This window comes from Vibrio sp. Vb0888 (assembly GCF_033338835.1).
Classification (GTDB): Bacteria; Pseudomonadota; Gammaproteobacteria; order Enterobacterales; family Vibrionaceae; genus Vibrio; species Vibrio alginolyticus.
Genome location: NZ_JAWOTL010000003.1, coordinates 1 through 16,545, shown reverse-complemented (window position 1 = coordinate 16,545; position 16,545 = coordinate 1). Strand labels below are relative to the sequence as shown.

General features: G+C 44.6%; 17 protein-coding genes. 10 read left to right on the top strand and 7 right to left on the bottom strand.

Annotated features, from left to right (window positions below):
- Window positions 1-59: 59 nt before the first annotated feature.
- Window positions 60-1,316: an NAD(P)/FAD-dependent oxidoreductase gene (locus R7P72_RS06165; RefSeq protein ID WP_213907219.1), complete on the bottom strand. Its 1,257-nt coding sequence runs from the start codon at window positions 1,314-1,316 to the stop codon at window positions 60-62.
- Window positions 1,317-1,425: 109 nt separating this feature from the next.
- Between R7P72_RS06165 and R7P72_RS06160 the strand changes: the two genes are divergently transcribed.
- The 6 genes from R7P72_RS06160 (at window position 1,426) to R7P72_RS06135 (ending at window position 7,955) form a co-directional block, all read left to right on the top strand.
- On the top strand, window positions 1,426-2,427 hold the full coding sequence (locus tag R7P72_RS06160) for a 4-hydroxyproline epimerase (RefSeq protein ID WP_182016180.1): 1,002 nt from the start codon (window positions 1,426-1,428) through the stop codon (window positions 2,425-2,427).
- 21 nt (window positions 2,428-2,448) lie between these two features.
- Window positions 2,449-3,981, top strand: coding sequence for an aldehyde dehydrogenase (NADP(+)) (locus tag R7P72_RS06155; protein ID WP_213907258.1), 1,533 nt, complete (start codon window positions 2,449-2,451; stop codon window positions 3,979-3,981).
- A 152-nt stretch (window positions 3,982-4,133) separates the two neighbouring features.
- Window positions 4,134-4,808 (top strand): GntR family transcriptional regulator, encoded by a 675-nt coding sequence (locus R7P72_RS06150; RefSeq protein ID WP_005377862.1) that lies wholly within the window; start codon window positions 4,134-4,136, stop codon window positions 4,806-4,808.
- A gap of 30 nt (window positions 4,809-4,838) precedes the next feature.
- On the top strand, window positions 4,839-5,603 hold the full coding sequence (locus R7P72_RS06145; RefSeq protein WP_005377865.1) for a hypothetical protein: 765 nt from the start codon (window positions 4,839-4,841) through the stop codon (window positions 5,601-5,603).
- 365 nt (window positions 5,604-5,968) lie between these two features.
- Entirely contained in the window at window positions 5,969-7,564 is a 1,596-nt protein-coding gene (locus R7P72_RS06140; RefSeq protein WP_053350409.1) for a S41 family peptidase, read from the top strand.
- A gap of 70 nt (window positions 7,565-7,634) precedes the next feature.
- Entirely contained in the window at window positions 7,635-7,955 is a 321-nt protein-coding gene (locus tag R7P72_RS06135) for a hypothetical protein (RefSeq protein WP_053350410.1), read from the top strand.
- 72 nt (window positions 7,956-8,027) lie between these two features.
- Here the strand turns inward: R7P72_RS06135 and rlmF are convergent, their stop codons facing one another.
- Together rlmF and R7P72_RS06125 are read right to left on the bottom strand one after the other, a co-directional pair.
- Complete coding sequence (gene rlmF / locus R7P72_RS06130; protein WP_053350411.1) at window positions 8,028-9,155, bottom strand: 23S rRNA (adenine(1618)-N(6))-methyltransferase RlmF; 1,128 nt, start codon at window positions 9,153-9,155, stop codon at window positions 8,028-8,030.
- Complete coding sequence (locus R7P72_RS06125; protein ID WP_053350412.1) at window positions 9,142-9,657, bottom strand: M48 family metallopeptidase; 516 nt, start codon at window positions 9,655-9,657, stop codon at window positions 9,142-9,144. The genes rlmF and R7P72_RS06125 overlap by 14 nt, the downstream gene beginning before the upstream one ends.
- Window positions 9,658-9,795: 138 nt before the next feature.
- On the opposite strand from R7P72_RS06125, the gene R7P72_RS06120 reads away from it, so the two are divergent.
- Window positions 9,796-10,026, top strand: a complete 231-nt coding sequence (locus R7P72_RS06120) for a glutaredoxin family protein (RefSeq protein WP_005377871.1) — start codon at window positions 9,796-9,798, stop codon at window positions 10,024-10,026.
- Between the two features lie 27 nt (window positions 10,027-10,053).
- On the opposite strand, the gene R7P72_RS06115 is transcribed toward R7P72_RS06120, so the two are convergent.
- A complete protein-coding gene (locus tag R7P72_RS06115; RefSeq protein WP_005389786.1) occupies window positions 10,054-10,923 on the bottom strand; it encodes a LysR family transcriptional regulator in 870 nt (289 codons plus the stop codon).
- 106 nt (window positions 10,924-11,029) lie between these two features.
- Between R7P72_RS06115 and R7P72_RS06110 the strand changes: the two genes are divergently transcribed.
- The 3 genes from R7P72_RS06110 (at window position 11,030) to R7P72_RS06100 (ending at window position 13,600) form a co-directional block, all read left to right on the top strand.
- Complete coding sequence (locus R7P72_RS06110; protein WP_054576448.1) at window positions 11,030-12,253, top strand: MFS transporter; 1,224 nt, start codon at window positions 11,030-11,032, stop codon at window positions 12,251-12,253.
- Between the two features lie 89 nt (window positions 12,254-12,342).
- A complete protein-coding gene (locus tag R7P72_RS06105; protein ID WP_318110390.1) occupies window positions 12,343-12,915 on the top strand; it encodes a DUF1415 domain-containing protein in 573 nt (190 codons plus the stop codon).
- A gap of 109 nt (window positions 12,916-13,024) precedes the next feature.
- Window positions 13,025-13,600, top strand: coding sequence for a nucleoside triphosphate pyrophosphohydrolase family protein (locus tag R7P72_RS06100; RefSeq protein ID WP_005377875.1), 576 nt, complete (start codon window positions 13,025-13,027; stop codon window positions 13,598-13,600).
- A 69-nt stretch (window positions 13,601-13,669) separates the two neighbouring features.
- Here the strand turns inward: R7P72_RS06100 and btuD are convergent, their stop codons facing one another.
- The 3 genes from btuD to R7P72_RS06085 all read right to left on the bottom strand — a co-directional run bounded on the left by btuD (window position 13,670) and on the right by R7P72_RS06085 (window position 16,530).
- Window positions 13,670-14,437 carry a vitamin B12 ABC transporter ATP-binding protein BtuD gene (btuD, locus tag R7P72_RS06095; protein ID WP_017820884.1) on the bottom strand — a complete coding sequence of 256 codons (768 nt, stop codon included), beginning with the start codon at window positions 14,435-14,437 and terminating at the stop codon, window positions 13,670-13,672.
- Window positions 14,424-15,419 (bottom strand): vitamin B12 ABC transporter permease BtuC, encoded by a 996-nt coding sequence (btuC, locus tag R7P72_RS06090; protein ID WP_054576447.1) that lies wholly within the window; start codon window positions 15,417-15,419, stop codon window positions 14,424-14,426. Before btuC ends, btuD begins: the two co-directional genes overlap by 14 nt.
- A gap of 82 nt (window positions 15,420-15,501) precedes the next feature.
- Window positions 15,502-16,530 (bottom strand): succinylglutamate desuccinylase, encoded by a 1,029-nt coding sequence (locus tag R7P72_RS06085; RefSeq protein WP_017820882.1) that lies wholly within the window; start codon window positions 16,528-16,530, stop codon window positions 15,502-15,504.
- Window positions 16,531-16,545: the final 15 nt, after the last annotated feature.

The following is a 16,545-nucleotide window of genomic DNA, read 5'->3' as shown; positions in this document are numbered from 1 at the left end:
AAAATTAAGTTAACATTAGCATTTAATATATTTTATACAATATTTAATATTAAATTTTTTCAGGCGAATCGTTGTAATGAAAAAGGTGATAGATCAATCGATGTCGGCTTTCCTTCGATAAGCTCTAAAAGGAGATCTGCCGTAATCGCCGCTTGAGTTAATCCAAGGTGTTGGTGGCCAAATGCCAGTAATACATTTCCATCCCAAATGCTATCAATAACCGGTAACGAGTCGACTGTTGAAGGCCGATTACCCATCCACTTTTCTCCTTGCTTGAGTGGATTTAACTCCGATTCAAACATCTCATCACCTAACTGAAAAAGCATTTCTGAACGTTTCATATTGGGTAGTGATTCTACATCGGCATACTCAACAGTGCCTGCCAAGCGTAGCCCGCCAGACATCGGAGTCATGATGAATTTTCTATCGGCAGAGCTAATAGGAAATGGCAGTACATCACGCTTGTCATCCACCATTAGGTGATAACCACGCTCGGCTTGAATAGGCACTTTGACTCCGGTTAGCTGCCGTATCAAAGGCTTAGAATGTACACCAGCAGCAACAATGATTCGGTCAAATGAATACGTTTGAGACTCAACCAGCACCTCGCCATTTTTCGCCAACGCAGATACATCTTTTTGTAAAACCTTACCGCCAATAACTTCAAAAGCTTCACTTAGCTCAACACAGAGCTGATAGGGGTCTAGCGTATGACCTGTATCGGGAAAAAAGACGCCGACACGAACCTTATGGCTGAGATCAGGTATCCGCTCTCGAATCTCCTCTTGTGTCCAAACTTGATACGCCACACCGTTTTTAGCCAGTGAGTTAAGCGTGCTTTGATAATTCTGAAACAGTTTCTCGTTTTCAAAAGTGAGCAATGAACCATTCATTTTTATTAGATGCGCTTTTCCGATTGAATCAAGCACGCCACGCCAACTTTCCACTGACCGCTCGTTAAGACTCTTAATCGCGTTTTTTGCCCGCTCCGCGGCTGATGGCTTGGTTTGTAATAGAAAACGAATCATCCACCCGATTGTGTTTGGAATATCTTGCCAACGGATCGAAACCGGACTTTTGGGATCTAGCAGCATTTTAGGTAATTGTGGAAGCAGCGCTGGCGTTGCAAGAGGGAAGATTTGCTCAGTCGCGATATGGCCTGCATTTCCCTTAGAGCATCCATTCCCCACGCCATTGGGATCAAAAATCGTGACTTGATAACCTTGCTGCTGCAATTTCAAGCCAATTGATAAGCCAATAATCCCCGCACCTATCACAGCGATCCTTTCCTTTTTAGTTTCATCCTTGACCAACATAAATATGCTCCGAGTCACACTTGAAAACGTAGATTGTATACAATATATTTTACATTACGTTAACATCACTATTGTTTAATTCAACCATTTTTTCAGCAAGGAGCGAAAAATGAGACAAGGAACTTTTTTCTGTATTGATGCCCACACCTGCGGCAACCCAGTTAGGCTGGTAGCAGGCGGTGTGCCTCCACTCGAAGGCAATACCATGAGCGAAAAGCGCCAATACTTTCTTGAGCATTATGATTGGATTCGTCAGGCACTCATGTTTGAGCCTCGCGGACACTCAATGATGTCGGGGTCAGTTGTCTTGCCTCCTTGCAGCGATAACGCAGACGCTTCAATTCTGTTTATTGAAACCAGTGGCTGCTTACCAATGTGTGGCCACGGCACCATTGGAACCGTCACTACCGCTATCGAGAACCGCCTTATCACTCCCAAAAAAGAAGGACGTTTGATACTTGATGTCCCAGCAGGACAAATCGAAGTGCACTACCAAATAAAAGGTGACAAGGTAACGTCGGTGATGATATTTAACGTACCAGCTTACCTTGCCCACCAAGACGTAACCGTGGACATAGAGGGCTTAGGTGAGCTCACTGTCGATGTTGCTTATGGCGGAAACTATTACGTAATCGTCGATCCTCAAGAAAACTACGCCGGACTTGAACACTACTCTCCAGATGAAATATTGATGCTTTCACCAAAAGTTCGCGAAGCGGTATCTCGAGCGGTTGAATGCGTACATCCAGAAGATCCAACAGTATGCGGTGTTTCTCATGTGCTATGGACCGGTGAGCCCACTCAAGAAAACGCCACCGCCCGAAATGCTGTGTTTTACGGCGACAAAGCGTTGGATCGTTCGCCATGTGGTACGGGAACAAGTGCACGTATGGCGCAATGGCATGCAAGAGGCAAACTCAATCAAGGGGAAGACTTTGTTCACGAAAGTATCATCGGCAGCCTATTTCAAGGACGTATAGAAGGCATTACCGAAGTGAATGGCAAAGCGGCTATTTTGCCAAGCATTGAAGGATGGGCACAAGTATACGGTCACAACACGATATGGGTAGACGATGAAGACCCATATGCGTACGGATTTGAAGTGAAGTAATAAGGATAGTAAGGAAGAATGATGAACCCACAAGAACCAACCACTTTTTACGCAGTCAACGCCTTTACTGGTGAGCCTCTACCTATTGCGTTTCCGGTACATGGAGAGCAAGAAGTTAATCAAGCCGCCTCAGCCGCCCAAAGCGTTGCGCGTGAGTTTCGCCAACTAAGTAATGCAAAGCGAGCGAGCTTACTTTGCTCTATCGCCTCTGAATTGGAAGTAAAGAGTGAAGAAATCGTTGCTCGTGCTCATTTAGAAACTGCCCTTCCCGAAGCACGTTTAAGCGGTGAAATAGGACGTACCGCGAGCCAATTAAGACTATTTGCCGAGGTTGTGAGATCGGGTAATCACCATCAAGCAATTTTCGATACGCCAAACCCAAACCGCCAACCACTGCCAAAACCAGATATTCGTCGTCAGCAAATAGCAATTGGCCCTGTCGCCGTGTTTGGTGCGTCTAATTTTCCGCTCGCATTTTCTACTGCAGGAGGTGATACGGCTTCGGCACTGGCTGCTGGCTGCCCTGTGATTGTAAAAGGCCATACCGCCCACCCTGGCACCAGTCAACTTGTTGCTGAGTGTATTGAGGCTGCACTTGAGAAAGAGTGCTTACCGCAAGCCATCTTCACGCTATTGCAAGGTAACAAACGTGCACTTGGCCAAGCACTCGTTACCCATCCAAAAATTAAAGGGGTTGGGTTTACAGGTTCAGTCGGTGGTGGCCGTGCGCTGTTCAATCTAGCCCAGCAAAGACCAGAGCCAATCCCCTTCTATGGCGAACTAGGGGCGATTAATCCAACATTTATTCTCCCTTCAGCCATACGGGCAAACGCATCATTGGCTGAAGAATTTGTGGCTTCTATGACTTTGGGCTGTGGACAATTTTGTACAAAACCAGGCGTTGTATTTGTCTTGAATAGCCCAGAAACGCAAGCCTTTATCGAAATCGCTCAAGGGTTAATTCGACAACAATCAACGGCCACTTTGCTAACGCAAGGAATCCGAGAAACGTATGAATCCGAAGTGGATAAGCGAGCTTCCGAAACAGGCATTAACGTCACTCGTTCTGAACAAGCAGAAGCGACCAATGTCTCACCAGCACTGTTCGTGACGGACAGTAAAAACTGGCGTGAAAACCCGCAATGGGAGGAAGAAATATTTGGTCCTCAATCGTTAATCGTAATCTGTGAAGATTTCGATGACATGTTGAAACTGAGTGATTCACTGACTGGCTCGCTCACCGCAACCCTTCACACTACCGCTGAAGACGAAGAACAAGCGAAGCAACTGCTTCCAAGTTTGGAAGAAATCGCGGGACGCATTGTATTCAACGGTTGGCCAACTGGCGTCGAGGTTGGTTACGCTATGGTTCATGGTGGACCATATCCTGCTTCAACCAATTCTGCCTCAACATCTGTCGGTGCGGAGGCTATTCATCGTTGGTTGCGTCCGGTCGCTTATCAAGCTTTGCCAGAATCTTTATTGCCGGATTCATTAAAAGTGTTGAACCCACTGGGTATTCAACGCGCCATAGATGGCAGTGTGTCCCAATAAAATCACCAAATGGCTCAAAAAGGCATCAACTGATGCCTTTTATTTCACTCTACTTCTCAAAACCTTCTTTCCTAGTTGGTTTGTGCCAGAAAAACAATAAACTACTAAAGTAAAATGGATTGGATACAATATTAATTTCACGGGAGACTTCAATGTCACAGAAACCTGTTTTTAAAACGCGTACTCAGCTCGTTGAGGAAGCAATTCGAACTCAGATCTTGAAGGGCGAGTTAAAAACTGGTCAACCTTTACGTCAAGATGCGTTAGCAAAAGAGTTTAATGTTAGCCGAATTCCTGTGCGTGAAGCGTTAGTTCAATTGGAAGCACAAGGACTCGTTAGCTTTGAACCTCACAAAGGTGCGACGGTCACTGAGCTATCTCCAGAGAAAATCAATGAGCTATTTGAACTGCGCGCTGTCGTGGAATGCCACATTTTAGAGCGCGCGATTCAAAATATGACAGACGCTGACCTTGAACGCGCGCGCGAAGTTCGCGAACGTTTCGAGTCAGTAGTGAACAGTGGCGACGAAGTAGAAGAATGGAGCAACTACAACTACGAGTTCCACAAAGCCCTATATGCGCCAGCCAACATGCCTGAAACTATGGACGTCATTTACAACCTGAACACAAAGTGTGACCGATACATACGCATGCAGCTATTGTTTACTACAGGCATTAAAAAGGCAGAAGAAGAGCACTTAAGCTTGTTTGAAATGTGCCAAAATCGCGATATCGAAGGCGCCAAGTACCTACTGAAAAAGCACATTCTAGAAGCAGGCACAGCGATTCGAAACCTGCTGCTTGAAAGGCAAAATATCAGCCAGTAAACGGAATAACGAATAAGGTGATATTCAAGGATGAATGTTGGACCAAAGTTTTTACTTGCAGCGCTACGACAAAAGATTAAAGAAGAAGGGCTTTGCTACAATTCCTTGTCAGAGAAAAGTGGCATCCCTTTATCTAGTATTAAACGCCACCTACATAATCCAGCTTTAGGTTTGGATAAAGTACTTATTTATCTGAACTACCTGAATACCGATCTCATCGAACTCGCAACCTTAGCCAACGAGCTTCAGCACCAAAACGAGCAAATGCTAACAGATGAAGAGAGCGCCCTTTTCGTTGAGCATCCTTATTTACTTGATTTTATTTATATGCTGACTTCTCGTGATATTAAACCGCAAGAGATAGCCCAAACTTACGGACTTTCTGATACAAGCTTACGATTCTATTTGCGTATCGCGGAAATTCTAGGATATGTCGAAAACTTCGGAGACGGCTTGTTTTACCGTTCTGGTCGTCGATTTATTATGGAAGAAGGTACGGCATTAGACACCTTATTCAAAGAGCGATTTCAACAAGATTCGCTTTCTCATGATATCAACCCAGGCGTATGTATAGGTCGCATTAGGCTCACCGAAGAGCAGAAAGTGCAAATAGAGGACGAGCTTTGTAATAAATTAGCGAAACTTAACGCAGTTAACACTTCCAACAATGAAGGTGAACTAACAAATATATTAATGCGCTGCACTCCCGGTGCTCAGATATTTTTCGCTGATGATTTACCTAACATTGACGGAAGCTTATTAAAGCACGTCGCTCAACTCACTAAATTAAGTTAAAGCATCAGATAAATAAATCAAACACCCCCGAGATAACATCATATATCCCTACCAAACTATTGATTCAAAGCGTTTCCTGAATCTAATTCTGATTTTTTATTTAGCAAGCGTCGCTTAGTCAACTAAGAACTTGTCTTAATTTCACACTTATTAATTGTCTTGTTAGCTCTTTTGAAATAGACAGAAAACTTAAGTAATGACTAATTTAGCTTAAGTATAAAAGACAACTTTTTTACGTTATTTACCTCACAATATTTAACTATAAATTTGCAGACGAACAAATTAAATTAATACATTCACCTAGCTAATAAAAACAAAAGCAAAACACATAATTATAATTCTATTATTTATAAGGACATAGAAAAGTGAAATTTAAGTATTCTTTAGCAACGGCAGTCACTCTCGCATTATTACAAGGCTGTGGCGGTGGTGGCGGTGATAGCTCATCACCTACTCCGTCCACTAGCAGTGCAAACGGTCCAACGTGGAAAGTTCATGATTTTAGCCAACCGTCGAAAACGTTTATCAACCAATGTGAAACGCCCCGCGTCGGACTGGACCCATATGACAACTATGCCGCCTATCCAGATAAATTGGGCTCTGCATTACACGAAAAACTCTTTTTAAGAGCTTTTACTAACGAAACGTATCTATGGTATGACGAGGTTCCTGATAATAATCCAGCAAACTACAAAACTGTTACTGATTACTTCAATACGCTGGTCACCTCTGCTACTACCGCGAAGGGTAAACCAAAAGATCGCTTCCATTTTACCGTCCCTTATGAGGATGATATGAAATCATCGCAATCCGGTTTAGTTGCTGGATTTGGTTTTAACTGGGCATTCCTACGTGGCGTACAACCTCGAGACGTTCGTATTTCCTACACTGAAGAAGCCTCGCCAGCTGATAGAAGCGGCATTGCTCGTGGTGATAAGCTTCTGAAAATCAATAATATTGATGTGGTTAACACCGGTAGTCAGTCCGACATTGATTTTATTAATAAAACGCTCTTTAACCCTGACATCAATCAAGATTACACCTTCACATTTGAGAGTGTTGGCGGTCTAGAGAAAACCGTGACGCTTACCGCCTCTGATGTCATGACCTCTCCAGTTAAAAATGCCAAAGTGATTACACAAAATGGTATGCGGATCGGCTATCTGCAATACAACTCCTTTGAACCAAGCGCTCAAGCCCCGCTTATTGAGGCGTTCAGTACGCTCTCAGCAGAGAATGTTGACGAGATCGTCGTTGATTTACGTTACAACGGCGGTGGCTTAGTCCTTCAGTCCTCGCAAGTAGGCTACATGCTAAGCGGTGCTGGTCAGAACCGAGTCTTCAGTGAGTTGATTCATAATGACAAAGTGATGCGTACCATTAAAGATGGGGATAACATCTATCGCTTTACGAATCTAGCAATAGACTGGGCAGCACAGAAATATTCGGATCAAGTGCTTCCGACACTGAACAAAAAGCGCGTATATGTGCTGACTTCAGGAGGCACGGCTTCCTCAAGTGAACTGCTAATCAACGCTTTGCGCGGCATTGATGTGGAGGTTATCCAAATAGGTTCAACAACCACAGGTAAACCGTATGGGTTCTCACCAGAACAAAACTGCGGCACTATGTACTACACTATTCAGTTCAAGTCGGCGAACGAGAAAAAATTTGGCGACTTCGCTGATGGTTTTATTCCTACTCCAAAGAGCCAAATCAATACCGAGCTAGGCTTAAACAATAGAGTGGAAGGTTGCTGGGTCAATGATGACCTAACAAAACCATTAGGCGATCCGTCTGAAGGTATGCTTTCTGCGGCGCTAAACTACATGGAAACAGGAACCTGTCCGCCAGTATCCCCTTCAAGTTTCAACGCCATGCCGCGTAACATTTCATCTCCGGAGTTAAGCGATCTTCGCTCTCCGCTACGAACAGAGGCAATTCATGTTGAGATCAACTAACTTTTTACGAATGCTGATTCGGGTTGCGCTTTTCCTAGGCACTTCAATTTCTTTGATAGGATGTCAAGCTATGTCACAAGAACCCGTTGAAGCATTGAGTAAAAAGAACTCTCCGGAAACAGTCATAGAAATTCAAAACGCGATCGCAGAAATCCAAGGGACACCAGCACCTAGAATCGCAAATAACGTATTTGAATCCTCACCGCATTTGTTGATTGAAAAAGGACGAGTAAAAGGTAACAACAATCAACTGCTGGATGGCAGCTATACGGATCTTCCAGACCAATATACGTTGCAGATAAGAGGTGAAACCTGTGGCTTGTACTACGCCAAAACAGATACCTTTGTCACTCTCAGTTCACTAGATTGTGAGCCCATCATTAAGTTTTAGATCTCCCAAAAAGAGAAGCCCGCTGATATCAGCGGGCTTCCTACTTTATTGTTCAGTGTGAAACGGTCAACGTTACTTTAGTTCAATCCATGCTTTGCGCTGTTGCTTATCCATGTATGACCAAGCTACAAAGCGGCTCACTTTCTGTCCTTGGCTCATTTCAACCACACGAATGGCTTTCACACCCAATTTTTCAAGCTGCTTGCGCATCGGGCGAACGTTGTCTTTTTTGGATATGAGTGTTGTAAACCACAAAACCTGCGCGGCAAAAGCTTGGCTTTCATTCGCCATTTTTCGGATAAACGCCGCTTCTCCGCCTTCACACCACAATTCAGCGTTTTGACCGCCAAAATTCAACGCAGGCTTACTTGTCTTTACTGGTGCGGTTTGAGGTTTTAGCCCTTTCTTGCGCTGGTTTGCTTTTAGATTATCGATTTTACGCTGGCTGCCCATAGCGGCATCTTCCGCCGAACGGTGGAATGGCGGATTACATGTCGTCACATCATAACGATCATTCGGTTGAATGATACCTCGATAAATATTGGCATCATTGTATTGCTGTACCAGTGCAATTTTTCCCTTCAAAACACGATTGTGCTCTACGATCGTTTGAGCCGATTGGATGGATTTTGGATCGACATCGCTGCCCGTATAGTGCCAACCGTATTTTGTTACACCAACAATCGGATAAATACAGTTTGCTCCCACGCCAATGTCCAACGCTTTCACTTTTTGGTGCGCGTACTGACCTTTTACTTCACTATCAAGTAGTTCTGCCACTCGGTGAATGTAATCAGCGCGGCCCGGAATCGGTGGGCAAAGGTAGGTGTCGGGAATGTCCCAGAACTCGACACCATAATACGCAGCAAGCAATGCTTTATTGAGCATTTTAACCGCGTTAGGATCAGAGAAGTTTATGGAATCTTCCCCTTTCGGATTTTTGATAACGAATGGCTTTAACTGTGGTTCACTTTCCACGAGTTTTTTAAAATCGTAACGACCTCGATGAACATTACGCTCATGCAAACCATTCTTCGCTATTTTTATGAACTCGACTTCGCTCTTTCCTGCAGGCTGAGGGGATTTGCGCGCAACTTTGTCTTTAACACGCTTCGGCTTGTCTTTATTCGCGTCTTTCTTCTGACCCGCCATTGAAGCCTTTGGCTTTGCTTGCTTCGCGTTGTGATTATTGTTCTTCATTCAAATTCGCTTTTAAATCGAGGTAAATCATAAACAAACGAGCATCAAATTCGAGTTGGTGATACTCAGGCTCCATATAGCAACATAACTGATAGAACGCCTTGTCGTGGTTTTTCTCACGAGTATGTGCCAACTCATGTACCACCAGCATTCTTAATAGTGGCTCGGGCGCATCTTTAAATACATTGGCAATGCGAATCTCGTTTTTCGACTTCAGCTTACCGCCATGGTTTCTACTGATTACACTGTGCAAACCAAGCGCGTTGTTTACCGCGTGAATTTTCTTATCGTAGACAACTTTACTGATTGGCGCGGCTTTCTTCATGTAGCGGTTTTTGATTGCCATGGCGTACTCATAGAGCGCCCTTTCGCTTTTGATTTGGTGCCTATCGGAATAACGCTTTTCGAACCAAGGAACAAACTTGCCACTCGCTATCAATGAGCTCACCTGCTCTACGATGTTTTGTGGGTAGCCTTGAATGTATCGAAGTGACGGATGCATAGAATTAACGTCTGTTATGACAAAATAAAGGCGCTCAATATACCTGAGATAAAGGACAGTTTCACCTTAGCTTTCGCCTTTCATTTATTGTGAAAGGCCGTTAAACTTCGCCTCCCAATGATAATGGAGAGAAACTCAATGAAACGTGTCGTCCTTTACGTCAAAGACAAATGCCCTCACTGCAAAGATGCTCAACGTTATCTGGATTCGAAAAATATTAACTATCGTTTGTGCAATGCTAAGATGCAACGCGGTCGCAAAGAACTTGATGCGCTTGGTGCTCGTTCAGTGCCAGTTTTAAAAATTGGTGATCGGGTAATGATTGGCTGGAACCCAAAGAACTTCGAGAAGATGTACAAAGGCGACTAGTGCTCGGACGATGAATCTGCGCTGCGTTTAAACGTAGCGCTTGATAAAGTCGATAAACGTTCGATCTGCTATTGATAAATACCCCTGCTTGCGCCAAGCAAGTGCCAGATCCAGCGTCACTGGTGGTTCAAACGGTAAGCCAACAACGCCCGACTCATGTTGAGTCACCAATTCCAGTAACGCGGTAATCGCAAACTCTTGTTTTACAATACTCAAAATCAAAGGCAGTAAGTTGGTCTCGAATGATGACTTCATGGTAAACCCATGCTCCTCACTCACCTGATCCAAAAATTCGCGGTGAAAATAGCCATGCTGAAACATAACCAAATCGTGTTCAAAGAACTCATCAAAAGTAAGAGCGTGTCGCTGGGCTAACTCATGCTCAGGTGAAACAACTGCGACCATTTGGCTAGTAAACAAATGGTCAGTTTCTAGATCATCAGGCACATTATCACAACTGATCACACCAATATCGAGTTGACCATTGAGCAGCATACGACGAATCGATTGAGTTCCAGCTTCGACCAAGGTCAATTTTAACTCAGGGAATTGGCTTTTAAACGCCATCACAATTCGTGGAAAGAAATAACTGCCCATCATTGATGGCGTCCCTAGTCTTACTTCGCCTTTCGCTAAACCTTTCAACTCATCAATCGCGAGCTGCGCGTCGTGCAACTGTTGAATCACCCGCTTAGCATGTACAAATAACGTTTCGCCCTCTTTCGTTAAGCTGATTTTTTTATCATCACGGCGAAATAGGGTAACGCCCAAAGACTGCTCAAACTTTTTGATAGAAATGCTTAATGCGGGCTGGGCAATATGCAGGGCTTTCGCCGCATGGGTAATGTTTCCGTGTTCAGCGACCGCCAGAAAATGTTTAAGTTGTTTCGATTCCATTAGATCAAAAATATATGGTGTCCATATTTTTAATATATTTTTTTAATTTATAACGAACTGATAGATTGATCACAGTCTCTCCATTTGCTCACATTAGGCAGGATTCATGGTCAGTTTTGGCACACCGGAATACAAACGCATTACGCTCTCGCTAGCGCTTGGTTCCTTCTTGGTTTTTTCAAATTTATACCTACTACAGCCAATGCTGCCCACTTTTGCTCAAATTTTCACGATCTCAGAAACGCAAGTGAACTGGTTATTTGCGGCCTCAACACTCGCTCTCTCTTTTAGCCTCGTTCCAATGGCTGTGTTGTCAGAATCAGTGGGAAGAAAGCCAGTCATGATGGCTGGTCTGTTTTCGATTCCTACCCTTTCCGCTTTGATGCTATTTGGTGACTCATTTCTGTTTTTGGTGGTATGTCGAGCACTGATCGGTGTCGCGCTCGCAGCTTTTGCTGCAGTCGCCGTGGCTTACATGGCAGAAGAGCTCGACAAGCACGCTTTCTCGATGGCAATTGGAACGTACATTGCGGCTAACTCATTAGGCGGTATTGCAGGGCGTATTAGCGGCGGCTTATTGGCGGACAATTTCAGTGTTGATGTCGCCATTGAAGTTATGATGGTGTTCACTCTTCTTGGTGTCATTGGCGTTCACTATTTATTGCCAACACAGCGCAACTTCACCCCGTCATCAAGCAGCTTGCGCTATCAAAATCGTGCGCTTATTGGTCATTTTAAAAACCAACGCGTGTGGTTCGCAATGCTGATAGGAGGACTCAACTTTGCTTTGTTCGTCAACCTTTACTCCGTCATGGGTTTCCGTCTGGTGAGTGAACCTCACAATGTGCCCGTCGGGTTGGCCTCACTGATCTTTATTTGTTACTTGGGAGGGACTTTCTCCTCTCGTTGCGCAGGCCACTGGAGTAAACGTTATTCATCAATCCTCGGTATGTTCTTAGGCGCGATAGTGAGCATGGCGGGGATGTGGATTGCGGCGGTTGAAAGCTTGACTGCAATGCTATTTGGGTTGTTGCTGATAAGTTTTGGTGCCTTCTTTACTCATACCCTCGCCTACGGTTGGGTCGGTCAGAACGCCACTCGCGCCAAAGCCACCGCGACAGCGCTCTACTTAGTACACTACTACGTAGGCGGTAGCTTAGGAGGATTCTTACTTCTTTATTGTTGGCAACATGGTGGTTGGTCGAGTGTTCTTATGGGAGGAAGCGCAGTCTACCTAGCGATGTTTGCTGCAATTGCGTATTTGAAACACATTGCCGAAAGAAAGCATACTGACCAAACACCTGACGCTGCGAGTTTAAAGAGTAGCTAAGGTACGCTCATTTGCGTAATACCTCTCTGGTTACTTGGATAACCAACTCTGCTATGCTTGCGCTACTTTAATAAAAACCAGAAAGTCGTATGTCAACGCGTTCAACACAAAACACAGATATCGAAGCGATCACTCAACAGGTCGATCAATGGCTCAACGATGTAGTAATCGGTCTCAACCTTTGTCCATTTGCTGCCAAGCCGCAACGTAATAAACAAATCAAAATCTTTGTTAGTGAAGCGACTCAAGAAGAAGCGCTTCTAGAAGATATTTTATTGCAGCTGATTGAGCTGAGTAACACAGAACCCGAACAACTTGAGACCACGTTGGTTGTGGTTCCCAACATGCTACAAGATTTCTGGGACTACAACTTTTGCATAGATTGGGTTGAAGGAGTAATTAAGCAGCAAAACTGGGAAGGTGTTTTCCAAGTAGCGACTTTCCATCCTGATTACTGTTTTGGCGGCGCAAGGCCTGAAGACGACGAAAACCTAACCAATCGTTCTCCTTACCCGATCTTCCATTTGATTCGCGAAGAGAGTATGGAAAAGGTACTAAAACACTATCCTGATCCTGAATCCATTCCCGATACGAACATCGCTCGTGTTTCCGCCCTTTCAGAGGAAGAACGTAAAAAGCTGTTCCCTTACCTATTTCGTTAAGCACCACCATTCCCAAAGGCAGATTTATCACCAGTTAGATGCAATGCCCTTGGGGTTCAAAGTGCGGTTTGGTATCATTGCCGCTTCAATCGATTCAATGGAAATTAGAATGCAACTGTCAAAGCTAACCCAAGAGATTTTTGATCACTTATACCGTGATATCACCGAGTTCCGTAGTACGTTCGACTTACCAGTCGCAGACGCTGCAAGCCTTGATACGCAAGCAGACACACTACACACCTCTTTGGCGATCGAAGAGCTAACAGAGCTAGCAGAAGCAGATTGTAAAACTGAGCAAGCAGATGCCATCGTAGACAGCGTGTATGTATTAATGGGCCGTCTCGTTCATCTTGGCCACAGCAAAGTAGAAGACAACCTGGCGATCAGCTACTTAATTGATCTTCTATTAAACGTTGCGGTAAACCGTGGTATCGAATTTATTCCTTGCTGGGATGAAGTCCATTCAAGCAACATGAGCAAAGTATGCCGTAACGAGCAAGAGTACTCAGAAACAGAAGCATTCTACGCGGAACAAGGCATCAAGTTGATGGCGGTGCAGAAAGGTGAATACATCATCGCGAAATGCGCCGAAGATTTCGTATCGGAAGGTAAAACCATTCGTAAAGGCAAAGTACTCAAATCTGTTTACTACCGCCCAGCAGATCTAAAACCGTTAACTCAATAAGCGTTGAGTTTGGCTTTCTCGATTAAAAAAACGACCTCAAGTAGGTCGTTTTTTTATTGTCCCTAAATACTAATCAAAGATTAAATAAGGTTGCTCATCTACGATGACCTTTTTGACTTGAGTATTGAACACTTCCCCGAGAGCTTCTTCCGTTAGCACAGTATCGGCACTTCCTGATGAGTGCAGCACACCGTTGTTAAGCAGCAATACTTTATCTGCGTGCTTTAATGTGCGATTGAGATCGTGATTAGCAACCAATACTCCAATTCCCTGCGCCGCCATAGCGTTAATCAATTGATAGAGCAGACCCTCTTGCGCAATATCTAACGGTGCTGCTGGCTCATCCAAAATTAAAAACTGCGAAAAAGGATTAATGGTACGCCACACCTGCAAACATACGCCTGCTAATCGGACACGCTGCCACTCACCACCGGATAATGTTTGAATACTGCGATGAAGCTTATCTTGCAGTTGTACCAGCTCCACCACCATATTGACGGCATCACGCACTTTGATATCCGCAATCTCAGCACCACTTGGCAGAGATAAAGCGAGATACTGAAACACATCAACATTAAACGCTGGGCGCGATTGCTGACACAAATAACCTCGAACATGAGCTTGCTCTGACAACGGTAAAGTAAGCAAGTTTTTGTTGCCAACGTACACTTCACCACTCATACCGTCTCGGTGACTTAACGTACCAGAAATCGCAGCCAATAAAGTACTCTTACCGGAACCATTAGGCCCAACGATATGTACGATTTCGCCAGCTTTGCATTCAAAAGAAAGAGGCAATAATCGACTACCAACCGACATATGTTTAACGTGCATCATGACTCTTCACCAGCATCCAGATGAAAATAGGTGCGCCAATCGATGTTGTCATGACACCTAAAGGTAACTCTGCGGAGTCCAATAACAGTCTTGCGCCGATGTCAGCAAATACAAGCAACGCAGCACCAGATATTGCAGAAAGTGGCAATAAATAACGGTTTTCCGTACCAAAAGCCAAACGCAACAAGTGCGGCACCACCAAACCAACAAAACTGATGATGCCACCCAAAGCGACTGAACTACCCACCAAAACAGAAATGGCGAGGATCAATTTCCAACGCATTTGATGCACATCGACACCCAATTGGGTCGCATGAATCTCACCCAGCATCAATTTATCAAGCGACTTGCCTTTACAACATAACCAGATGAGCACCGGTAACATCACCAAAGTAACGGTATGTTGATACCAACTTGCACCGCCAATACTACCCATTAACCAATACATCAGTTGGCGTAAACTGAGATCATCACTAAAGTAAAATGCCCACGTCACAATCGCGCTCGATAAAATACCCAATGCGACCCCAACCAAAAGCAATCGAGCCGTCGTCAGGTCCATTGCCCTTGCTATCGCCACCAAAACAAACGTGAATACCATCGAGCCTGCAATCGCTGCCAACATAAAAACAATCGGGGTGGGAAGAACAGGTGACGCGAACATGATTAAGACCATTGCTAAGCTTGCGCCACCAGAGATACCAAGCACGCCAGGTTCAGCCAACACGTTCCCAAGCAACACTTGTAACGTCGCGCCAGATACCGCTAACGCAGCACCAATAATTGCCGCAGACACTAACCTCGGTAAACGCAAGTCCACCAATAACTTCTGTTCAAATGCAGATAAGGATTGAAAAGGAGAAAGGAAAATTTCTCCGACCATCAAGTGAATGGCAGAGAGTACAGCGAGCACGATCGACATAACCATCAGGTTACGTTGCCAGCGTCGTTCCTTGTTCAGGATAAGTTGTTGAAAATCCATAGCGGCCGATAAAAACAAACGAGGCTTAACCTTACAGTTAAGCCTCGGTAAATTGCAATTAACTTCTCAAAGCAATGTTGGATTAATCGTAAACCAACTCACCCTCTTCAAAACGGGTTTTCACTTCACAAACCATCAGAGCTGCACGTTGACCTATTGCGACGTGGCGGTTCGGGAAGACAATCGCTTCGTTTTCATTCTTCGCCATTAGTGGTTTGTCGCCATCATGACCAAACACTTCGCCGTGAACAAATGAGGTGAAGTTTTCAACATTATCGTCGAACATAAAGTCAAAGTCTTCGTTCAAACGAACGATTGTGCGACTTACGCGATACTTAATGCATGGTTTTGGTAGGTGCTCTGGCTTCGTTTCCGCAATCAAATTACGTAAAGACAAATCAAACGCGGTCAGTTTATCGAGGTCATTTTCACCAATACGAGCCACGCGTCCAAGCTCCATCGTGAGAGCCTGCGCACCAAAGTTCTCGGCACTGTACCAGCTAAACGTGCTCGATGGTGAGTTTGACAGGAGCACAGCTTCAATGTGTGCACTGTCCAAGAAATCGATCAATGCCTTGCTGCGCACAGGATGACGAGTCTTAGGACTTACTGCAAACGTATAGTGCTTCGAGCCTCTAATCGCGCAGTGTAAATCAAGGTGCCAGCGTGTTGTCGGGTCGGTATCCTGATAAAAATCTCGAACAAGCAGCTTAAGTGTATCGGCGATAACAAGCTCTTTTGTCTGTTTGTGTTCTTTTTCGTCAAACAGACGGTTGAGGTTTTCTTCGAGGAATCGCGTGTGCGCCAGAGTGGACTCTGGGTGAGCGATAATGAACAGACAACGGGTATCGACCGTCTGGAACCCAGATTCTATGTCTTGAATAATGGAATCCACCAGCTCCATCGGTGCGGTTTCATCTCCGTGAACCCCACAAGAGATGATGATGTTCTTCGTATCCTGAGTATAATTCGCAGGGATTACTTCTAATACACCACGCTGATAGAGTTTAAGTTTTACACCGCTAGAAAGCACCTGCTCCGCTGGTGCAACATCAATATGAACATCTAACGTGTCAGTTAAAAACGATTGGCGAAAGAGAGACTTCGTCATGCGTTACTCCTTAAT

What these genes read in the sequence shown, in the direction of transcription:
- R7P72_RS06145 (WP_005377865.1), top strand. Translation starts at nt 4,839, where the DNA reads ATGAATGTTGGACCAAAGTTTTTACTTGCAGCGCTACGACAAAAGATT.
- btuC (WP_054576447.1), bottom strand. Translation starts at nt 15,419, where the DNA reads ATGGATTTTCAACAACTTATCCTGAACAAGGAACGACGCTGGCAACGT.
- R7P72_RS06085 (WP_017820882.1), bottom strand. Translation starts at nt 16,530, where the DNA reads ATGACGAAGTCTCTCTTTCGCCAATCGTTTTTAACTGACACGTTAGAT.
- btuD (WP_017820884.1), bottom strand. Translation starts at nt 14,437, where the DNA reads ATGATGCACGTTAAACATATGTCGGTTGGTAGTCGATTATTGCCTCTT.
- R7P72_RS06105 (WP_318110390.1), top strand. Translation starts at nt 12,343, where the DNA reads ATGTCAACGCGTTCAACACAAAACACAGATATCGAAGCGATCACTCAA.
- R7P72_RS06125 (WP_053350412.1), bottom strand. Translation starts at nt 9,657, where the DNA reads ATGCATCCGTCACTTCGATACATTCAAGGCTACCCACAAAACATCGTA.
- rlmF (WP_053350411.1), bottom strand. Translation starts at nt 9,155, where the DNA reads ATGAAGAACAATAATCACAACGCGAAGCAAGCAAAGCCAAAGGCTTCA.
- R7P72_RS06115 (WP_005389786.1), bottom strand. Translation starts at nt 10,923, where the DNA reads ATGGAATCGAAACAACTTAAACATTTTCTGGCGGTCGCTGAACACGGA.
- R7P72_RS06155 (WP_213907258.1), top strand. Translation starts at nt 2,449, where the DNA reads ATGAACCCACAAGAACCAACCACTTTTTACGCAGTCAACGCCTTTACT.
- R7P72_RS06110 (WP_054576448.1), top strand. Translation starts at nt 11,030, where the DNA reads ATGGTCAGTTTTGGCACACCGGAATACAAACGCATTACGCTCTCGCTA.
- R7P72_RS06150 (WP_005377862.1), top strand. Translation starts at nt 4,134, where the DNA reads ATGTCACAGAAACCTGTTTTTAAAACGCGTACTCAGCTCGTTGAGGAA.
- R7P72_RS06135 (WP_053350410.1), top strand. Translation starts at nt 7,635, where the DNA reads ATGTCACAAGAACCCGTTGAAGCATTGAGTAAAAAGAACTCTCCGGAA.
- R7P72_RS06165 (WP_213907219.1), bottom strand. Translation starts at nt 1,316, where the DNA reads ATGTTGGTCAAGGATGAAACTAAAAAGGAAAGGATCGCTGTGATAGGT.
- R7P72_RS06120 (WP_005377871.1), top strand. Translation starts at nt 9,796, where the DNA reads ATGAAACGTGTCGTCCTTTACGTCAAAGACAAATGCCCTCACTGCAAA.
- R7P72_RS06100 (WP_005377875.1), top strand. Translation starts at nt 13,025, where the DNA reads ATGCAACTGTCAAAGCTAACCCAAGAGATTTTTGATCACTTATACCGT.
- R7P72_RS06160 (WP_182016180.1), top strand. Translation starts at nt 1,426, where the DNA reads ATGAGACAAGGAACTTTTTTCTGTATTGATGCCCACACCTGCGGCAAC.